General features: G+C 28.5%; 18 protein-coding genes and 8 tRNA genes. 22 read left to right on the top strand and 4 right to left on the bottom strand.

Going from position 1 to position 20,074, the window contains the following annotated elements; translation table 11 throughout:
• Positions 1-28 precede the first annotated feature (28 nt).
• Positions 29-259 carry a tyrosine-type recombinase/integrase gene (locus tag Ccar_RS20580; RefSeq protein WP_048030377.1) on the bottom strand — a complete coding sequence of 77 codons (231 nt, stop codon included), beginning with the start codon at positions 257-259 and terminating at the stop codon, positions 29-31.
• A gap of 459 nt (positions 260-718) precedes the next feature.
• Between Ccar_RS20580 and Ccar_RS20575 the strand changes: the two genes are divergently transcribed.
• From Ccar_RS20575 to Ccar_RS20540, 8 genes are all read left to right on the top strand, one after another.
• Positions 719-1,969 carry a hypothetical protein gene (locus Ccar_RS20575; RefSeq protein WP_007064805.1) on the top strand — a complete coding sequence of 417 codons (1,251 nt, stop codon included), beginning with the start codon at positions 719-721 and terminating at the stop codon, positions 1,967-1,969.
• Between the two features lie 64 nt (positions 1,970-2,033).
• A complete protein-coding gene (locus Ccar_RS20570) occupies positions 2,034-3,131 on the top strand; it encodes a DUF262 domain-containing protein (RefSeq protein WP_007063806.1) in 1,098 nt (365 codons plus the stop codon).
• Positions 3,124-3,762 carry a hypothetical protein gene (locus Ccar_RS20565; protein WP_007063807.1) on the top strand — a complete coding sequence of 213 codons (639 nt, stop codon included), beginning with the start codon at positions 3,124-3,126 and terminating at the stop codon, positions 3,760-3,762. The genes Ccar_RS20570 and Ccar_RS20565 overlap by 8 nt, the downstream gene beginning before the upstream one ends.
• A 460-nt stretch (positions 3,763-4,222) precedes the next feature.
• Positions 4,223-5,959, top strand: a complete 1,737-nt coding sequence (locus tag Ccar_RS20560) for a phosphoenolpyruvate carboxykinase (RefSeq protein ID WP_048030374.1) — start codon at positions 4,223-4,225, stop codon at positions 5,957-5,959.
• 294 nt (positions 5,960-6,253) lie between these two features.
• On the top strand, positions 6,254-7,888 hold the full coding sequence (locus tag Ccar_RS20555; protein ID WP_242852177.1) for an ATP-binding protein: 1,635 nt from the start codon (positions 6,254-6,256) through the stop codon (positions 7,886-7,888).
• A 41-nt stretch (positions 7,889-7,929) separates the two neighbouring features.
• Positions 7,930-8,139 carry a DUF3006 domain-containing protein gene (locus Ccar_RS20550; protein WP_007063812.1) on the top strand — a complete coding sequence of 70 codons (210 nt, stop codon included), beginning with the start codon at positions 7,930-7,932 and terminating at the stop codon, positions 8,137-8,139.
• 293 nt (positions 8,140-8,432) lie between these two features.
• Positions 8,433-9,719: an adenylosuccinate synthase gene (locus Ccar_RS20545; RefSeq protein WP_007063813.1), complete on the top strand. Its 1,287-nt coding sequence runs from the start codon at positions 8,433-8,435 to the stop codon at positions 9,717-9,719.
• A 116-nt stretch (positions 9,720-9,835) separates the two neighbouring features.
• The gene (locus Ccar_RS20540) at positions 9,836-10,588 is read left to right on the top strand and encodes an acyl-[acyl-carrier-protein] thioesterase (RefSeq protein WP_007063814.1); all 753 of its coding nucleotides are present in this window, start codon (positions 9,836-9,838) and stop codon (positions 10,586-10,588) included.
• Positions 10,589-10,600: 12 nt separating this feature from the next.
• On the opposite strand, the gene Ccar_RS20535 is transcribed toward Ccar_RS20540, so the two are convergent.
• Entirely contained in the window at positions 10,601-11,830 is a 1,230-nt protein-coding gene (locus Ccar_RS20535; RefSeq protein WP_007064806.1) for a BaiN/RdsA family NAD(P)/FAD-dependent oxidoreductase, read from the bottom strand.
• 132 nt (positions 11,831-11,962) lie between these two features.
• Between Ccar_RS20535 and Ccar_RS20530 the strand changes: the two genes are divergently transcribed.
• From Ccar_RS20530 to Ccar_RS20485, 10 genes are all read left to right on the top strand, one after another.
• Positions 11,963-12,334: a CoA-binding protein gene (locus Ccar_RS20530; RefSeq protein ID WP_007064199.1), complete on the top strand. Its 372-nt coding sequence runs from the start codon at positions 11,963-11,965 to the stop codon at positions 12,332-12,334.
• A 24-nt stretch (positions 12,335-12,358) separates the two neighbouring features.
• Positions 12,359-13,174 (top strand): pyruvate, water dikinase regulatory protein, encoded by an 816-nt coding sequence (locus Ccar_RS20525; RefSeq protein ID WP_007064200.1) that lies wholly within the window; start codon positions 12,359-12,361, stop codon positions 13,172-13,174.
• Positions 13,175-13,345: 171 nt separating this feature from the next.
• Positions 13,346-13,420 (top strand) — tRNA-Glu (locus Ccar_RS20520).
• A 5-nt stretch (positions 13,421-13,425) separates the two neighbouring features.
• Positions 13,426-13,501, top strand: a tRNA-Val gene (locus Ccar_RS20515).
• 5 nt (positions 13,502-13,506) lie between these two features.
• Positions 13,507-13,583: transfer RNA gene (locus Ccar_RS20510), tRNA-Asp, on the top strand.
• Positions 13,584-13,590: 7 nt separating this feature from the next.
• Positions 13,591-13,666 (top strand) — tRNA-Thr (locus tag Ccar_RS20505).
• 14 nt (positions 13,667-13,680) lie between these two features.
• Positions 13,681-13,755: transfer RNA gene (locus Ccar_RS20500), tRNA-Glu, on the top strand.
• Positions 13,756-13,760: 5 nt separating this feature from the next.
• Positions 13,761-13,836 (top strand) — tRNA-Val (locus Ccar_RS20495).
• Positions 13,837-13,841: 5 nt separating this feature from the next.
• A tRNA-Asp gene (locus Ccar_RS20490) sits at positions 13,842-13,918 on the top strand.
• 8 nt (positions 13,919-13,926) lie between these two features.
• Positions 13,927-14,002: transfer RNA gene (locus tag Ccar_RS20485), tRNA-Thr, on the top strand.
• 111 nt (positions 14,003-14,113) lie between these two features.
• On the opposite strand, the gene Ccar_RS20480 is transcribed toward Ccar_RS20485, so the two are convergent.
• Complete coding sequence (locus Ccar_RS20480; RefSeq protein WP_048030372.1) at positions 14,114-15,097, bottom strand: ATP-binding protein; 984 nt, start codon at positions 15,095-15,097, stop codon at positions 14,114-14,116.
• A complete protein-coding gene (locus tag Ccar_RS20475) occupies positions 15,097-16,077 on the bottom strand; it encodes a DnaD domain protein (RefSeq protein WP_048030370.1) in 981 nt (326 codons plus the stop codon). The genes Ccar_RS20480 and Ccar_RS20475 overlap by 1 nt, the downstream gene beginning before the upstream one ends.
• A 162-nt stretch (positions 16,078-16,239) precedes the next feature.
• Here Ccar_RS20475 and Ccar_RS20470 point away from each other — a divergent pair, with 162 nt between their 5' ends.
• The 4 genes from Ccar_RS20470 (at position 16,240) to Ccar_RS20455 (ending at position 20,070) form a co-directional block, all read left to right on the top strand.
• Positions 16,240-17,265: a M23 family metallopeptidase gene (locus Ccar_RS20470; RefSeq protein ID WP_007064807.1), complete on the top strand. Its 1,026-nt coding sequence runs from the start codon at positions 16,240-16,242 to the stop codon at positions 17,263-17,265.
• Between the two features lie 183 nt (positions 17,266-17,448).
• Complete coding sequence (locus tag Ccar_RS20465) at positions 17,449-18,528, top strand: NAD(P)H-dependent flavin oxidoreductase (RefSeq protein WP_007059819.1); 1,080 nt, start codon at positions 17,449-17,451, stop codon at positions 18,526-18,528.
• A 92-nt stretch (positions 18,529-18,620) separates the two neighbouring features.
• Positions 18,621-19,097 carry a MarR family winged helix-turn-helix transcriptional regulator gene (locus tag Ccar_RS20460; protein WP_034826232.1) on the top strand — a complete coding sequence of 159 codons (477 nt, stop codon included), beginning with the start codon at positions 18,621-18,623 and terminating at the stop codon, positions 19,095-19,097.
• Entirely contained in the window at positions 19,090-20,070 is a 981-nt protein-coding gene (locus Ccar_RS20455; RefSeq protein WP_007059821.1) for a beta-ketoacyl-ACP synthase III, read from the top strand. The genes Ccar_RS20460 and Ccar_RS20455 overlap by 8 nt, the downstream gene beginning before the upstream one ends.
• Positions 20,071-20,074 lie beyond the last annotated feature (4 nt).

Genomic DNA, 20,074 nt, shown 5'->3' with positions numbered 1-20,074 from the left:
ATATACCTTAATTTATATATTTTATTATTTATTTTAATTGCTTACCTAATAAAGAATTCATTTTTTCAGTAGCTTCTTTATGTTTTTCATATATATCCATAGTTGTTTTTATAGAACTGTGTTCCATAAGTGATTGAATAGTTTTTGGATCTACATTTAAATCATTTAATCTACTGCCATAAACATGTCTTAAAGTATGAAATGTAAATCCTTTAGTATTAATGCCTGATCTCTTTAATATTGTTTTATAAACTCGCATAAGATTACTAATGTCAATTGGGTTTCCTAATTCAGTAAAGAAAACTAGGTTTTGTGGAAGAGATAACTAGCGATTTTGATTTTTATTTAAAAATAATTCGACTAATGAAAAACAAACCACAAGAACATGCTACAGAATATAAGAAAGCTTAGGATGCAGCTATAAATAGATTTACAGGAGAATTTATTACAGAATTTTGTTTTAGTGATGGAAGTATTGTTTGGGGAAAACTGACAAAGTTTAATTCTTCTGTATATCTTGACAAGCAATTAAAAGTTTATAATTAAAGATCATTTGAATTTTATCACAATTATATTTGATTATAGATTAACTTGAATTACCATGAAGTATTGGTCATAAGGTGGTTGTGTTGGTATAATTGGAATATAAATTTTTTAATATAAAGCTTGTTATTCTATATTAAAAAATAGAAATATCAAAAGCATGGGAGTGAAATTAATGATTTTTAACGATTATGACTATAGAGATTTAACAACTGGAATTAAAGTGAAATTTAAAAGGAAAGATGAAAAGCCTTTAAGTGTGTGGGAAGTAGCTAATTTTATAAATAACTTTTCTACATACTATTATAAATTTGAAATAATTGAAACTATAGCTATCGCATTAAATGAATCTATAGATCCCAGAAATATTTTTATTTTTAGTAAATCATTTTTGTTAAATAATGTTTATTCAGAACTTGATATTATAGATTTAAGCAATAGTGAAATTCCATATATATTATCATTAGGAAATATGATAAGTATGTTTCCTAATGACAAACTAATAAATATAAACTTTATTTTAAAAGCATATAACGAAATAAATGAAATACTTAAAAATGCAAAAATATATAAAACAGTTGATAGTTCTTATATAATTAAGTGTTTTAATAATATAAAGCATTTGCCCGTGGGCAAAGAAATTAAAAATTTAGAAACCGAATGTAACGTTTTTATATCTGATTTAGAAGATAAAAATTTAAAGGAAAAAGTAAAAGAAGTTTTTAAAAATATTAAAAAGGAATATTTTGAATACGGACAATCAAAAATTAAAATAAAATCACTATTTGATTTAAATATAAATTATAAACAAATATCATTCTTAGAAGATAGAAGTATGTATAATTTATCAGCTCAGGAAAAAAAATTATTTAATACTTATTTTCATAAGTTTTTTGAAGTATTATCACGATTACCTAGACCTGTTGTTGGTATATACTATAAAGATGAAAATGTTATAAAGATATTATGCAAATCTCATATAAACAAAGATCAATCAAATATTACATCATTAGATTTAAAAAAATTTTCACATAATAGTCCTCCATTTATGGAATTTTTAGCTGGCCAGTTTATAACTAAGGCATCTGAATATATTCTTTCAAGTGAAGAAAGAGCCTTAAAAAAGGAACTATTAAAACAACAAATAAATACTGAAAAGTTAAAGCAAAAAACAGAAGAAGAAAAACAAAAAAGTGAAAAATTAAATCGTTTGGAAAAGAGATTAACCATTTTAGAAAAGTTAGATAATATAAATAAATCTAATATACCTAACAATATTAAACAAGTTAATAATACATATCTTAAATCACAATTATTAAATATTGATAGTAGTATAGGAAATAACCTACGACAGTTATTAAATAAAACCAAATTTGATTTAATTGATGAAGACATAGAGCATATACATGTTGATACGTATAAATAGTAGTGTTAATTTACATATGCTATAATTAAAATTACTATTTTAAATAATAATTAGGAGGTAGATTATGTCAAAGCTCAAGGAAACAAAAATTTATAATTTAAATGACTTTATAAATTGGTATGAAGCAGGAGAGTTGGAAATATCGCCCAAATATCAAAGAAATTCGGTATGGAATCTTAAAGCTAAATCATATTTAATTGATACTATTTTAAGAGGATTACCAGTTCCTCAAGTCGCCATAAGACAGGTTATTGATACAAAAACTAGAAAAACTATAAGAGAAGTCATAGATGGCCAGCAACGTCTTAGGACTATACTTGAATTTATAAATGATGATTTTTCTATACTTAGCTCTCATAACGAGGAGTTAGGAAATATGACTTATGATGATCTTGATGATGAATTAAAAGAAGATTTTCTAATGTATGAATTACCTGTTGAAATCATAAAAATCAAAGAAGATTCAATTATTTATGATATGTTTGCAAGGTTGAATACAAACAATATGGCTTTAAATAGACAGGAATTAAGAAATGCAAAGTATTGGGGAGAGTTTAAAGTTTTTGTTTATAGAATGGCTGCTAAATGGCGTAAGTTTTTTATAGATATTAATATGTTTAGCGATAAACAACTATCTAGAATGTTAGATATTGAATATTTATCAGGATTAATTGCACTAATAATTGATGGAATAATTACCGAAAACCAAACAAAAATAGATAGTTATTATGAAGATAATGATGAAGAATTTAAAGAACAACAAGATGTAGAATCTAAATTAGAACGTGTTTTATATACAATAAAAAAAATTTTTGATGATGATAAATATAGTACAAGCTATTTTCATAGAAAAAACTACTTTTATACATTATTTGCAGTAATAACTCACATGATGTTTGGTATACCTAACTTAGAAATCAACAGGATAGAAAAATATTCCGTAGGAAATATCGATAATAATATAGGTTCACTCATTTTAAAATTAACGGAATTTGAATCATATTATGAAAGATTTACTCACGAAGAATTATATGATAAAAATATGTTGCAGAAAATGGTTAAATTTGAACAAATGCATAGAACTAGAACTACATCTCAAGCAGAAAGAATTATAAGGGTTAGTATATTGTGTAATTTTATTGGAAGTGATATCAATGGATAACTCAATTGTTATTGATGAAATCAATTTTTGGGACAGTGAATTAAGTAAATTAGGTAGCAGTAATAATAAACTATACGAATTGGCATTTTTTAAGGTATTTGTAAAGTTTGATCTATTCTTAACGCAATTATTTGTAAACTATTCTGTTGGAAAAGGTAGTTCTAAAGGATATATACCTCAAAGAAAATTAGAGTTTATTGATGAAAAACATCTTGAAGGAATTTTAATTAATAAAAGGAGTTCATTTATTGATTATTCAGAGAAGATTCCACAATTATCAAAGTATATTTTTAGAGATGGCAATGATCCATTCTCATTAGTATTTTCAGATTCAAATTTTAGTACTTATTATAATAAGATGAAATATATTAGGAATTATATTGCACATGAAAGTAATGAATCTAAAAAAAAATATCATAAAAGCGTTATTATGGAGACAAATTCATTTATAGAACCATATGTTTTTTTATCAAAGATAGATAAAAAACATAGTAAAACTAATTACTCAGTTTATATAAGTATTATTAGGGATATGACAGAAACTTTATTAGATCCTACTTCGTATTTTGGAACTTCACTAGAGAATAATACAGTTCAACATGTTGCAGCTACGCTTGATGATAACTTATAAGGTATTTAAATTTAATTAAAAACATATATATATTTATATAAAAATACACCTATTATGCTTTATAATAATATAATTCTATGATATTAGATATAACATATGTGAGTTTAATTACTTATAGAATTTAACAAAATATAACTGTAAATAATATAGTAAAATCTACCCTAACGGATTCGTAATCAGTAGGCCGCAGGTTCGAATCCTGTTAGGAGCACCATTATATTAATTAGATAATGTATTTATAATTATATATAAGTTAATATTTTTTATAACAATTAAAGTCTCTAGCTTTGAATAATATAAGTTAGGGGCTTTTATATTTAATCATGTAAAAAGGATTACTTGATGCAAAATGAAAGCCTATGTGTATAAAAATTTCATAAATATGTGATATAATTATAAATATCACTTAATAGTGAAGGAAAATGCAAATGTAAATTTCAAAATAAGGGGATGTGTTTTTATGCAAAAAGAATTTTCTTTAAGTAATGGTAAAGCTATGGTTAATTTTACGGCAAAATATTGTAATACTCCAGAAAAATTATTGGGAAGCAAAGGGTTTAAAACTGTTTTAGAAGCTTATATGTCCAAAATAAAAAATAAGGAAAGCAATATATATAAATATATTAAAGGTTCTATAAATAGTAATGATGTAAAAGAAATATCCAAAGAGATTACAAATATACTAAAATTACTTATGGTTTTGGATGCTGATGAGATAAAAAAGTTCAGTGAGAAGTATGATAAATTTTTAGGGGATAAAGATAAGTTTATATCTTTTATAGAAGGACTATATGGTTTCTGGAGAAAAATAGAAAGATATACTATAGTTCAAAATAACAAAGTAGGTGAAGGTCTTCAAAGTGTAAGTTTTATAGATGCAAATAATGAATTTTCAAAGCTTATTTTAAATACTTATAGAAAAGTAGAAGAAAATGTTATAGGAGAAAAGCCTAAGGTGTATAGACAACTTCCGGCTGGTGGAAATGCAGGACTTATTTTAAATGATATAAAATGGCCTTATCCAAGTGGTTATGAATGCTTAAATAAAATACCGTTTATAGAATCTATAATAGTTGATCCTCCATTTATAACATATCCTAAAAAGAATAAGAGAGATGGTATGTTTACAGAGTGTCATGAAAATCCATTAAAAAATTGCTCTATAAATGTAGATCATTGGTTTTGTTATCCTGCAAAAGTAGGAGAGTTGTTAGCATATATATATTTTCATAGAGACTTTATGGCTCATGGAGTAACACTTTGTAACCTTTTTGAATTAGCTAAAGAAGATGAGTATAGAGGAAAAAAACCTGATATAGTGTATGTATTTGGTGTTAGAGATAATAATGAAGATATGCAAACAATATTTTATGATGATAAAGAAAATGACATAATGCTTGGATATATAAATTACATGGAAAGCATAGATTATTTCGGTTACATGAAAAAAATGACACTAACTCTTCATAATTTAATAATGATAAAAAGAGGGTATTTGCCAATACATGGGGCTATGGTTAATATAATAACTAAAAACAATAAAGAAGCTAATGTTGTTATAATGGGAGATAGCGGAGCTGGAAAATCAGAAAGTTTAGAGGCGTTTAGAGAACTAAGTGATAACTATATAAGTGATATGACCATAATTTTTGATGATATGGGTGTTATTAAATTAAATGAAAATGAGAAACCTTTAGGATTTGGTACGGAGATAGGTGCATTTGTAAGGTTAGATGATTTAGATGCAGGATATGCATTTAAAGAAATTGATAGAAGTATATTTATGAATCCAGATAAGATAAATGCAAGACTTGTTATTCCTGTGGCAAGCTACAAGGAAATTACAAAAGGATACCCTATAGACTTACTACTTTATGCTAATAATTATGAAGAAGGCGAAGAGTTGGAGTTTTTTACAAATATTGATACAGCCATAGATGTATTTAGATCAGGAAGAAGAATGGCAAAGGGAACTACCACAGAGAGAGGGCTTGTAGAGACCTATTTTGCAAATCCATTTGGACCAGCACAAAAAGTAGAAGATACAGATAAACTTATTTACGAATACTTTAATAAATTTTTTGAAACAGGAATAAAAGTTGGTCAATTGAGAACGTGTTTGGGTGTAAATGGTAAGGAAAAAGAAGGACCTAAAAAGGCTGCCGTTAAATTATTAGAGCAAATTAAAAGTTTATAAAGTTTAAACATATGTAAATTCAACACATTAATATATGAAAATGTGTTGAATTTTTTTCTAACTGTATTATAATTAAAAACAATAGGGTTAATAGCTTATCAGTTCAAAAAAACAAATCAATATTGTAAAAACTAGTTAAAAGTAAATCATTTTTAGTTTGTTATCACATTATTTTAATTTCAAAATATTAAATACATATATTTTGAAGCAATATTATAAATAAAGTCATTCAGGTTAAGCTTCAAAAATTGAGGAAGTACTTTATATTGGATAAATTATAAGGGGGTAATTAAATTGTTAAATGAACCAAAAAAGGGGGATGTAATAGTTTTGGATTCAAAGACAAATTACAATTTTAGCGAGAGTATGTATATGAAAATATATGAAAGTCTTCCATGTGGTGCAATATTATTAGATGAAAATGATAAGATTATCGAACTAAATAGTAAAGCACTAAATATATTTCATGATCTAGATTTAGGATATCATTTACAAAGGATAATGGATAAAGTCAGCCAAAACTTATTAAAATCAGATGAAAACGATATAGAAAAAAAGTGTGAATATGAGATTATAACAGAAGATTATACTAAATATTTAGAGGTTACAGTTAATTATATAAAAGATATTGAAATAGCTAAAAAGATTATATTTATACAGGATGTTAGCAATTACAAATTAAGTATAAATAAGCTGAAAGATGAAAAAAAGGTTATAGAAAGTAATAGCATAAACGAAGGAATATTTTTGGCAAATATAAGTCATGAAATCAGAACTTCTATTAATGGAATAATAGGTATGACGGATTTAACTATAATGACAGATTTAACATTAGAACAAAAGGAAAATTTAAAGTTAGTAAAATCTAGTGCATTAAAGCTTTTAGATATAGTAAATAGTATATTGGATTTTTCTAAGATAAATTCAGGAAAGATGAAAGTTGAAAGCGTAGAATTTAATTTTAAGGAATTATACAATGAAATTGTAAGAATAAGCACTATGAAGGCTTTAGATAACAAATTAGAATTCAAATCTAAAATGGATGATGCAATTCCAGAAATATTAATAGGTGATCCTATAAAATTAAAACAAATACTAGATAATCTCATAGATAATGCAATAAAGTTTACGAAGTATGGAACAGTGTCCCTTATAATTGAAAAGGGAGAAACTATTGATAAAAAAGTAAACCTTAAGTTTTATGTAAAAGACACAGGTATAGGTATAGACAAAAAAGATATTGGTAAATTGTTTACAAACTTTAGCCAAATAGAAAATAAAACTTATACTAAAAAACCTACTGGTACAGGATTGGGACTTTGTATATGCAAAGGACTAGTAGAATTAATGAATGGAAAAATAGAAGTAAAAAGTAGAAAAGATGTTGGAACTTTATTTTCATTTAATTTGTTTTTGCAAAAGTGTGGAAAGTCTACAATTATAAATATAGATGATAGAAAAGATAAAGTTAAAAGGATAAATAAAAAGTTAAATATTTTAATTGTAGAGGATGATAAGGCTAGTCAAATTGTAATGTATAATTTATTTAAAAAATATGGACATATATGTGATATTGCAAATAATGGACAAGAAGCATTAAATGTGTTAAAAACAAAACAATATGATTTAATTCTTATGGATATACAGATGCCTATAATGGATGGTGTTCAAGCAACTAAATTTATAAGAAAATCTGAAGAAGGCAATGATAAACATATACCAATTATAGCTCTTACAGCTTATGCACTAAAAGGAGATAAAGAACATTTTTTAGGGTTAGGTATGGATGAATATATATCAAAACCTTTCAATGTAGAAGAATTGCTGCAAACTGTGTATAAAATAGTTAAAAAAGATGAAAGTGATTTAAATATTGTAAATAGGCAAAATAATATAGATAGGGAAGCATTATTTTTATATCTATTATAGTGCTTAAATATAACAATATTATTAAAAATGAGGTGTTTTATATGACAGGAATTATTGACAGATTTGAAGGGGAATTTGCAGTAGTAGAGCTAGAAAATATGAAAATGATAAATATAGAGAAAAACAAAATTCCTAAAGAAGCTGAAGAAGGATATGTAATAAATATAGGAGATGTAATAACAGTAAATTATGTTGAAACAGAAAAAAGAAAAAATAACATAGAAAGCTTGACAGAAGATTTATGGAAGTAGAAAATTAGAAGGGATTTCATTCCCTTCTAATTTTTTTATAATGTAAAGTTAAATATGTTTTGGAAGAATATAATTGATAAATCAGAAAAGTTAAAACGAATTTTATTAAGTTTTAAAGTTAAAATATTCGTATTTGTTGTTGACTGAAACTTATACTTTTGATACCATAAGATAGTAGGATTAGCCTTAAAAAATCAGTAATCTTATTTTTAATTGTCATAAATACATTTATATAGTAAAGCTGAGTATTAGTTAAATAATGTTTAGCTTAATTAAAAGAGGAGGAAACTTTTATGTCAGCATTTATTGTTTTAGGAGCTCAATGGGGAGACGAAGGAAAAGGTAAGATGACAGATTACCTTGCTGAAGATGCAAATGTAGTAGTAAGATTTCAAGGAGGAAACAATGCAGGTCATACTGTAGAGGTTGGTGATAAACAATATAAACTTCATTTAATACCTTCAGGTATACTTTATAACGATAAATTAAATGTAATAGGAAATGGTGTTGTACTTGATCCTAAAGCATTATTTGAAGAAATAGATTATTTGAAAGGCGTTGGGGTTAATGTCACTCCAGAAAACTTAATAATAAGTGACAGAACACAACTTATAATGCCATATCATAGAGTTTTAGATGGAATAAAGGAAAAATGCAGAGGTAAAAAGGATATTGGAACTACAGGAAAAGGAATAGGTCCTTGTTACACAGATAAAATGGAGAGAAGTGGAGTAAGGGTAAGTGACCTTATGCATAAGGAAGTCTTTATAGAAAAATTAAAAGAAAATGTTGAAATGAAAAATGATATAATAACAAAAGTTTTTAATGGAGAAGCATTAAGTTTTGATGATATATGTGCTGAATACTTAGCATATGCTGAAAAAATGAGAGCTTTTGTAAAGGACACATCAGTTATAGTATATGATAATATTAAAGCTGGAAAAAAGGTATTATTTGAAGGAGCTCAAGGTACATTACTTGATATAGACTATGGAACATATCCATATGTTACATCATCAAATACAATTGCTGGAGGAGTATGTATTGGAGCTGGTATTGGACCTACTTTAATAAATAGTGCAGTAGGTATAGCTAAAGCTTATACAACAAGAGTTGGTAAAGGTCCATTCCCAACAGAGTTATTTGATGAAACTGGAGATTGGATAAGAGAGAATGGTCATGAATATGGTGTAACTACAGGAAGAGCTAGAAGATGTGGATGGCTTGATCTTGTAATACTTAAAACTAGTGCTAGAGTTTCAGGTCTTACAAGCTTTGCTGTAACTAAAATAGACACTATAGCTGGTCTTGAAAAAGTTAAAATGTGTGTAGGCTACAAGCTTGATGGAAAAGTTATAGATTATTTCCCAGCAAGTTTAGAGGATTTAGCTAGATGTGAACCTGTATATGAGGAATTTGATGGTTGGGATAAAGGTATAGAAAATGCAAGAACTTACAATGAGATTCCTGAAAATGCAAAAAAATACCTCAAAAAAATAGAGGAATTTACAGGAACAAAAATATCTATAGTTTCAGTAGGACCAAGAAGAGATCAGACTATAAACGTAACAGATATATAATTAGTAAAAATTAAGTAAATAATGAACATTATGAAAAACCTTATGCTTTGCATAGGGTTTTTTTTATAATTTACGATATAATGTTATTAGATTAAAACCCAAAGGAGGAATGTGAAATGAAAAAAGTAGAGACAGAGAAGCAATACGAAATTCAATATTATGAAATAGATTGTAATAAGAAATTATTATTAACAAGTCTTATGAACTATTTAGAAGATGCTTGTACTATGCAATCTGAAGATATTGGTATAGGTTTAGATTACATGAAGAGTAAAAAGGTTGCTTGGGTGCTGTATAAATGGAATATACATATTTATAGGTATCCTTTATACAGGGAAAAAGTAAAAGTTAAAACTATTCCTGAATCCTTTAGAAAGTTTTATGCCTATAGAAGTTTTCAAGTATTTGATTCAAGGGGGAATATTATAGCTGATGCTAGTTCTATATGGTTTCTAATAAATACAGAAAGAAGAAAAGCTATGACAGTAACAGAGGATATGTATGAGGCTTTTGGACTTAGTAAAGAGGATAATAAACCTTTAAGTGTAAAGAAAATTCGAAAACAAGAAAGGGTAGATAGTGAAAAAGTATTTAGTGTAAGATATAGTGATATAGATACAAATAGGCATGTAAACAATGTAAAGTATGTAGATTGGGCAGTTGAAACAGTACCTTTAGATATAGTTACTAATTGTAAAATTGTAGATATAATTATAGCTTATGAAAAAGAAACAACTTATGGTGCTATGATAAAAGTATTAACCCAAATAGATAAAAAAGAAGAAGGTTTTGTATGTTTGCATAAAATAGTAGATGAAGAAGATAAAGAATTAGCTTTAATAGAAACACTTTGGAAAAATGAAAAATAAGCTGCTGATTTTTTACTCAGCAGCACTTTTAGCAGCTATAAAACCTGAACTCCAACACCATTGAAGATTAAAACCGCCGCAATCTCCATCAACATCTAGTATTTCACCAGCAAAAAATAAGTTGCTAACTATTTTAGATTCTAAAGTTTTTGAATTCACTTCTTCTGTATTTATGCCTCCAGAGGTTACCTGAGAGTTTTTAAATGAATTGGTATCATATACTGTAAAGTCCCAATTTTTCAGAAGAAAAAATATTTTATCTTTCTCTTTCCATGTAAGTTCGCAGCAAGGTTTATGTATATTAGTTATGGATGCTTCTTTCAAAAGAGTAGGAATAATTTTTTTGTTTATTAGTCCTATAAACGAATCAAATATACTTCTGTAGCTAAACAATGCCCAATGGTTTTCTAAAAATTCTATTAGAGCTTCTTTATTGAAGTTTGGCATCATATCTATAGTAAGTCTTACTTCTTTGCCTTTAGCTAGTGCACGTGAAGCAATACCACTTATTTGAAGAATAGGGGGACCAGATATTCCGTAGTCCGTAAATAATATTTCTCCAAATTCTTTTCTTTTAGGAGCGTCATCTACATATATTTCCGCAAAACCATTAAATTTTACTCCTGATAAAGCCTTTAGGTGATTATACTTTAATTTAAGCTGTACAAGCGACGGAACAGGGGTTATTATGCTATGGTGTAATCTTTGGACTAATTCAAAGCCAGAGCCATCAGAACCCGTATTAGGGGCAGATTTTCCACCACAACATAAAATAAGTTTTTTACATTCGTAAGTCTCCCCAGATTGTAAAAGTACTTTAAAATCTGAAGATGACTTTTTTATGGTCTTTACTTTTTGATTTTGATAAATAGGAACACTACGATCGTCTAATGCCATTCGCAATATATCAAGCACTGAAGATGCTTGAAGAGACAATGGATAAAGTTTACCATCATCTAATTCAGTAAGTGGAAGACCTAAGGAGTAAAAGAAATTTATGGTATCATCTACTGTGAATTTATCTAAAACATGATTATAAAATTCTGGATTTTTACTATGGTACCTTGAATAATTAATGTTTTTGTTAGTTATATTACATCTACCATTTCCTGTAGTTAATATTTTAGAACCTATTCTATTAGAACCTTCTATTAGTCCTATGTCTTTTCCCATGTCTTTTAAGGCAATAGAAGCCATAATCCCAGAAGCCCCACCGCCAATTACTAGTATTTCATGAAACAATTTTAACAACTCCCCTTAAAAGATACTATATACTATTTTACCTTAAATATAATATTTTAAAATAGAATTTTTTATATTTAAGATTATTTTGTATATAATACTATTATAAATTGATGAAAGGAGAAAAAGATTATGATAGCTCATGAATTATTAAATTATAAAAACTGGGTGGTAGTAGGTGATGTGTTAAAAGAGGAGAAGTATGCCTTTAAAATATTGAATCAATTAAAGAATGCGGGATTTAATGTGGAAGGTGTTAATCCTAGGGATACTACAGGTAAGGTTTACAAGTCTCTTGATGAAGTACCCTTTGACATAGATGTAATAGATTTATGTATAAATCCTGTAATTGGATTAAAAATAGTACAAGATGCAGAAAGTTTAAACATTAAAAAAATATTAATACAACCTGGAGCTGGCAGTACTGACATATTGAGTTTATGCAAAAATAAAGGTATTATAGCTATAGAGGGATGTGCACTTGTGGAACTTGGAAATTTATAAGTCTTAAAGGGGGGAAATTAATTTATGTTGACAATATATGCGGTGTCTGATTCTATAGGAGAGACAGCTGAGCAAGTTGCAAAAGCAACTTCAAGTTTATTTTCTGAAGATGTAAAAGTTAAAAGGGTGCCTTATATAAAAAGTTTTGAACATGTAAATGAGTTTATAAACAATTTAGAAGATAAAAAAAATATTATGATAATATCTACTATAGTCTTAGTAGATGTTAGAGAATTTCTTGTACAAAGGTGTATAGAAGAGGGTATACATATAACCAATGTATTGGGTCCTTGTATAAGTATGGCATCAATGATATTAAACAAAATACCTAATTATAGACCAGGAGCTATTTGGGAAATGGATTCTGAGTATTATAAAAAAATAAGAGCTATGGAATTTGCTATGCAATATGACGATAGTAAGGATAATGCAGGTATAAAACATGCTGATGTAATTTTAATAGGGCTTTCTAGAACTTCAAAAACTCCTTTATGTATGTATTTAGCTAATAAAGGAATAAAGGCTTTAAATGTTCCATTAATGCCAGAGGTACCTATACCAGAAGAATTATTCGAAGTAGATAGAAGGAAGATAATAGGTCTTACTATAGATCCTATGCAGCTTATTGAAATTCGAAAACATAGATTAGATAAATTTTCTTCATCTTCAAGGGAAATACAGTATGCTAATGCGGAAAGAGTGCTTCAAGAATTAGAATTTGCAGATAAACTTATGAGAAGATTTAATTGTAAAATAATAGATGTTACAAAGAGAGCAATAGAAGATACTGCACTTATAATTATGGAACATATAGGCCACATTGGTTCAAAGGATTATTAATATTAAAAAATTAAAATGACTTAAAGTGTTGATATATAAGGGATTTTAACAAAAAAATAAAAAAAATAAAAAAAGTTTTAAAAAATATGTTGACACTTTCGTGAAAATCTTGTATTATAGTCTATGTCGGGTCGCTAAGTAATAGCGAATGACTGATAAAAATATGAATAAGGCCCCTTGGTCAAGCGGTTAAGACACCACCCTTTCACGGTGGTAACATGGGTTCGAATCCCGTAGGGGTCACCATATATGGGCGCATAGCTCAGCTGGGAGAGCATCTGCCTTACAAGCAGAGGGTCACAGGTTCGAGCCCTGTTGTGCCCACCATATATGGCCTAGTGGCTCAGTTGGTTAGAGTGTCGGCCTGTCACGCCGAAGGTCGAGGGTTCGAGTCCCTTCTAGGTCGCCATATATTCGCTGGCATAGCTCAGTTGGTAGAGCAACTGACTTGTAATCAGTAGGTCGAGGGTTCGAAGCCTTCTGCCAGCACCAAAAAAATTTAATAAGGCCCCTTGGTCAAGCGGTTAAGACACCACCCTTTCACGGTGGTAACATGGGTTCGAATCCCGTAGGGGTCACCATATATGGGCGCATAGCTCAGCTGGGAGAGCATCTGCCTTACAAGCAGAGGGTCACAGGTTCGAGCCCTGTTGTGCCCACCATATATGGCCTAGTGGCTCAGTTGGTTAGAGTGTCGGCCTGTCACGCCGAAGGTCGAGGGTTCGAGTCCCTTCTAGGTCGCCATATAGTTTGCTGGCATAGCTCAGTTGGTAGAGCAACTGACTTGTAATCAGTAGGTCGAGGGTTCGAAGCCTTCTGCCAGCACCAAAACATTGAATGTCGTATGACATTCAATGTTTTTTTTATTATAATAATTTTAATATAATAAAGCAATGATAAAAAATATCTTTTGCCATTAAAGCAAAAGATATTTTAAAATTAATATTTTCTATTTTTAATGTTTTGACCTATTCTTATATCATCACCATAAAATTTGCATAGTGTGAATTCTCCTAAAAGTCTTGACGAAATTCTTTCAGAATAATTTTTTAATAGTTCTTCTAAACCACAGTTTGTGGAAATTAGCATTTTGCGATTTTTAAGTAATTTTATATTTAGAAGATTAAATAATTCTGTTTTAGAAAAATCAGTAATTTGTTCAGAACCTAAATCATCAATTATAAGAAGATCACAATTTATAAGCAAGTCTTCAAGTTCATCAGAATTGTTAAACCTAATCTGTTTTAAGTCATGAATTAATGTTTCAGCAGTTCTATATACTACTAAATGGCCCCTATCTAAAAGTTCTTTAGCAATGCAATAGGATAAGAAACTCTTTCCAGTACCTGAATTACCCAAAAATAACATGTTTTCATCGGAAGAAGAAAAGCTTTCTATGAAATTCCATGATTTTGAAACTATATCTTCAAGGTTTTTTCTAGGGCTTTTACGTACATCATCACTTTTATGAGGTGAATAAAGTTCAAAATTAAAATTGCTAAAATTATTTTTTTCAAGTATAGTTTTTAATTCAGAGTTTTCATAGTACAGCGCTACAAGTTTTTGCTTATAGCAGCTGCATTTTTGAGTTCCAATAAATCCAGTATCCTTACATTTATTGCACATGTAATGCATGTCTAAGTAGTCTAAAGGGTAGTTATTACTTACTAACATTTCAGATTTTTTTATCCTAAGATCAGTAATTTTTTCTTTTAGTTTCTTTAATTCATTCTCTTTATTTTCTGAATTGTTAAGTATAGTTATTGAAAGCCTAACACATAGTTTCCCAATTTCACGCTCTATATCTATAATTTGAGGAAATTTATTTTGAATTTCTTCTCTTCTTTTATTGAGAGATTTTTCTTCAAATTTACGTATATTTTCATATACCTTAATTATGTTGCTTTGATATCCCTTAACCATTATTTATCCCATCCTAGCAGTTTTTTTTCTAAATCCTCAAAATCATAGTTTCTTTGTTCGAAATTATTAAATGTACTATTAGAAGAATTATTTTTATAAGTTGAATTATTTTTATGGTAAACTTTTTTAGTATTTTTTTTGTTTACATCATCTACAGTTTTAATATTATCTTTGTTCCAACTTGTAAGTATACCATCAATATATTTAAAGTCTGTCTTATTTATACGCTGAAAGCATATTTCACAGGCTTTATATATAACATCAATAGGAAACTTATAAGTGGTAATCCACTTGTTTAACATATCTTCTTGTGGCTTCATAATTTCTGCATCTTTTATACCTAAGTAGTTCAATATTTTTCTTATATTAATCCACTTGTCTTCATGCTTTTTTATAAAGGCTTGGGCGTCATCTATATTTTTAATTTTTGCATCAAACCAAGCTAGAGCAATTTTTTCAATATATCTACAATCTGTTTTTCCCTTTGATGCACAATATTGAATAAGTAAAAGAATAATTTCAGGAGAAAAATTAAAATCTTTTAGCCATCCTATGTACATGGTCATTTCCTTTGAGGATAGAGGTCTTCCGAGGAGTTTTTCTATATCTTGAAGCATATCCTTTGTGGAATTTTTGTTTAATTCCTCCAGTAAGTTTATGTTTTTGGGATTCTCCTCAGGAGAATCAGTTAAATTAAGAAACTCAATATTGTAATTGCCCATATTGTCTATAGGGACCATCCTAATTACATTTTCATCATTCCAATAGTTCCATGCATTTAATACATCTGTTTCAAGGAGATGTAAAGCACTTGCCATTATTTGCGAACTAACCCCTAATTCACCAGATACGCAATATTTTAGCCCTAGAAGATATACTTTTACAAATTCTCCCCGGGCCTTTGGCATAAATTTATCTATAAAAATATTACTTACAGGAGTGTAATTAGAGTTCTTACTTTTAAATACAAAAGTACTCATATTTTCTATAACCTACCTTTAATATGGTTTAATTTTAAAAAAAGTTCTTCTAATAAATAATTATAACAAAATAAAATTTGTATAACAATGAAAAAACTTTTTTAAATTAGGTAATATTTTTTACAATTTTAGGAACAATAAATAGGTAAGGGTAAAAATATAATGTCTAAGAAAGGAATGATAACTTTGCATTCAAATAATAGAAGTAAAATATATTTAAGTTTACTAATAATTATTATTACTTCAGCAGTGTTACTCAGATATTTATATAATAATAAGCCTAATTGTTATGAAATACATATTAATGGTAAAGTGGTAGGTTATGTTACAGATAAAGAACAGTTTTACAATATGGAGGGTAATGTAAAAAAAGACCTAGAAAAGAGATTTGGAAAGGTGAATTTTAAAGATGATATAAAATTTATAAAAAAACATTTTGATAATATTAATAGCCTACAGAATTCTGTAGATATAAAGAAGCTTATTTTGGAAAATAGTAATACAAAGGTAAATGCAGTTTTAATGAAATCTGATGGAAAAGAAGTTGCTGTACTTGCTAATGAAGCAGAGATTAGGAAGACATTAGATGAAATAAAGAATTTATATAAAGAAGAAAAGGATGACCTAAAACTTGTAAATCATATAACATATATAAATGAAAGTATAGAAATAGGAAGAGTAAATACTGTAGAGCAAACTATTAAAAAAATAGAGACTAATTCTAAAAATCCAATTATAAAATTTTCAAAGAATATAGAACAAAATTCATTAAGAAGTGATGAGAGTAATTCAACTCTTTCAAGAGGTGTTTCTAGTAAAGCTAGTCGTATGGGTATACCTTCTCAAGGTACTATAACATCACCTTTTGGTGCAAGATGGGGAACTGTGCATCAGGGGATAGATATAGGAGCATCTATGGGAGCACCTATTTGTGCCGCTATGGACGGTAAAGTTTTTTGTACAGAATGGGAAGATGGATATGGTAATGTAATAAAAATAGATCATGGTAATGGCATGCAAACTGTTTATGCTCATTGCAGTAAAATATGTTCTAATGTGGGGGAGTATGTAAAGCGTGGACAAAAGATAGGAGAAGTTGGAAGTACGGGAAGGAGTACAGGACCTCATGTACATTTTGAAGTTAGGGTAAATGGAAAACCTGAGAATCCATTAAAATACTTACAGTAAAGAGTTAATTTTTAAACAAAATAAGCATATTATGGATGATATGCTTATTTTAATTTTGCATGTTGAAATAAATTTCATAAAATGAATTTTATGTAAAAAACGTTGACAGTTAAATTGTTTTAATATATACTTTGACTATCAAAATATTTGATAGTGAAAAATCATTTTAAAGGAGACGATTAGATGAAATTACCACCATTAGTCATAGGAGAACTAAAAGCTGAAGTACCTATTATTCAAGGCGGTATGGGAGTAGGTGTTTCCGGTTACAAACTTTCATCAGCAGTAGCAAATGAAGGTGGTATCGGTGTAATATCTTCAGTTCAGATAGGATATAGAGAACCAGATTTTCAAACAAATACAAAAGAAGCTAATATCAGAGCTTTAAGGCAGGAAATAAAAAAGGCAAAAGAAATAAGCCCAAAGGGCATTATAGGAGTCAACATAATGGTTGCCATTAACAATTATGATCAAATGGTAAAAGCTTGTGTGGATGAGAAAGTAGATGTAATTATATCTGGTGCAGGACTCCCTTTATTATTGCCTAAGCTTGTTGAAGGAAGTAATGTAAAAATAGCGCCTATTGCTTCTTCAGGAAAATCAGCTTCAGTTATTATAAAGCATTGGAGTAAAAAATATAATAGAATTCCTGACATGGTTGTAGTTGAAGGACCTGAAGCTGGAGGACATTTAGGATTCCATCCAGAACAATTGCTAGAAGAAAATAAAAGATCTCTTGAGGAGATTGTAACTGAGGTAATAGAAGCAATAAAACCTTTTGAAGAGGAATATGGAAAACATATACCTGTAATAGCAGCAGGCGGAGTATACACTGGAGCCGATATTGCTAAATTTTTAGAATTAGGAGCTGCAGGAGTTCAGATGGGTACACGTTTTGTAGCAACAGAAGAATGTGATGCTGATGAAAAGTTTAAAAAAGCCTATGTGGATTCAAAAAAAGATGATATTAAAGTTATACAAAGTCCTGTAGGTCTTCCAGGAAGAGCTATAAGAAATGAACTAATAAAGCGAGTTGAAAAAGGTAGAATAGCACCTACAAGTTGCTTTAATTGCTTAAAAAAGTGTAATCCTAAGAGTACTCCTTATTGTATATCAAAGGCATTAGTTCAAGCAGTAAGAGGAAACCTTGATGAAGGACTTATTTTTACAGGTAGTAATGCTTATAGAATAGATAAAATTGTTACTGTAAAAGAATTAATAGATGAATTGGTAACAGAAGCTGAAAAAAATTATAAAGGCTAATTAAAATTAGATTTATAGGGTGATAAAATCATTAAAATGGCCCAAGTTATTTAAGAGCTTTTTATAAATATAAATTTAAAGTGGTGATTTAATTGAATAGGAGAATAGATGTTTTGAATGAACTTTTAGTAGATACTTTTAATGATATACTAGAAATAGAACAAAAAGCTCTTCAGTCTGGTGTTTTCAAGGATCTATCTGTTACAGAAATTCATACTATTGAGGCCATAGGAATGTATAAGCCTAGAACTATGACAGAAGTAGCAGTTGAATTAAATATAACGTTAGGCACGCTAACGACAGCTATAAGTCATTTAGTTAGAAAGGGTTATGTTGAAAGAAGAAGAAGTGAACAGGATAGAAGAATAGTATTTATTAGATTAAATAAAAGAGGAAAATTAGCTTATAGAATTCATGGAAAATTTCATCATGACATGGTAAAAGAAGCAATAGAAGGACTTAATGAAGAAGAAGAAGAAATTTTGATTAAATCCTTAGAAAAGCTTAATGTTTTTTTTAAATCTAAGTATAATTTAAAAACTAGCTATAAGGAGAAAATTAATGAATAAGGTACAAATTATGGGTACAGGAAGTTATGTACCACCAAGGATTGTAACTAATGATGATTTATCTTGTATTGTAGATACAAGTGATGAATGGATAAGTAGTAGAACAGGTATAAAAGAGAGAAGAATATCTGAAGGTGAGGATACTTCAGATATGGCATCTAAAGCTGCTTTAAAAGCGCTAGAACAATCAAAAGTAAAGCCAGAAGAAATTGATCTAATTATTGTGGCTACATCCACTCCAGATAATTTTATTCCTTCTACAGCATGTTTGGTTCAGAAAAATATATTAGCAGTAAATGCTACTTGTTTTGATATATCAGCAGCTTGTTCTGGATTTGTTTATGGAATTAATATAGCTACTCAATTTATAAGAACAGGAAGTGTAAAGAAGGTTTTAGTTATAGGAGCAGAAACACTTTCCAAAGTATTAAATTGGGAAGATAGGAGCACTTGTGTGCTATTTGGGGATGGAGCAGCAGCTGCTGTATTAAGTGAATCAGATAGAGAAAGTATACTGGCTATATGTAATGGATCTGATGGCAGCAAAGGTCAGTACCTAGTCTCAAAAGCTGTACCAGTGGTAAATCCATACACTGATAAAAAGGATATAGATGTTAATGTAAATAGCTATGTGGAAATGAACGGAAGAGAAATATTTAAATTTGCAGTTAAAACCATATTACAATCAACAGAAGAACTTTTAGAAAAGATAAATTGTTCAATGGATGAAATAAAGTATATAGTTCTTCATCAAGCAAATTATAGAATAATAGAATTTGCAGCTAAAAAATTAGGAGTAAGTGAAGATAAGTTTTATGTTAATTTAGACAAATTTGGAAATACTTCTGCAGCTACTATTGGAATTGCTTTAGATGAAATGAATCAGAAAAACTTATTAAAAACAGGAGATAAAATTTTACTTATAGGCTTTGGCGGTGGACTCACCTATGGAGGAATAGCAATTGAATGGTAGCATA

Source organism: Clostridium carboxidivorans P7, assembly GCF_001038625.1.
Taxonomy (GTDB): Bacteria; Bacillota; Clostridia; order Clostridiales; family Clostridiaceae; genus Clostridium_AM; species Clostridium_AM carboxidivorans.
This window is presented reverse-complemented; position numbering and strand designations above follow the sequence as displayed.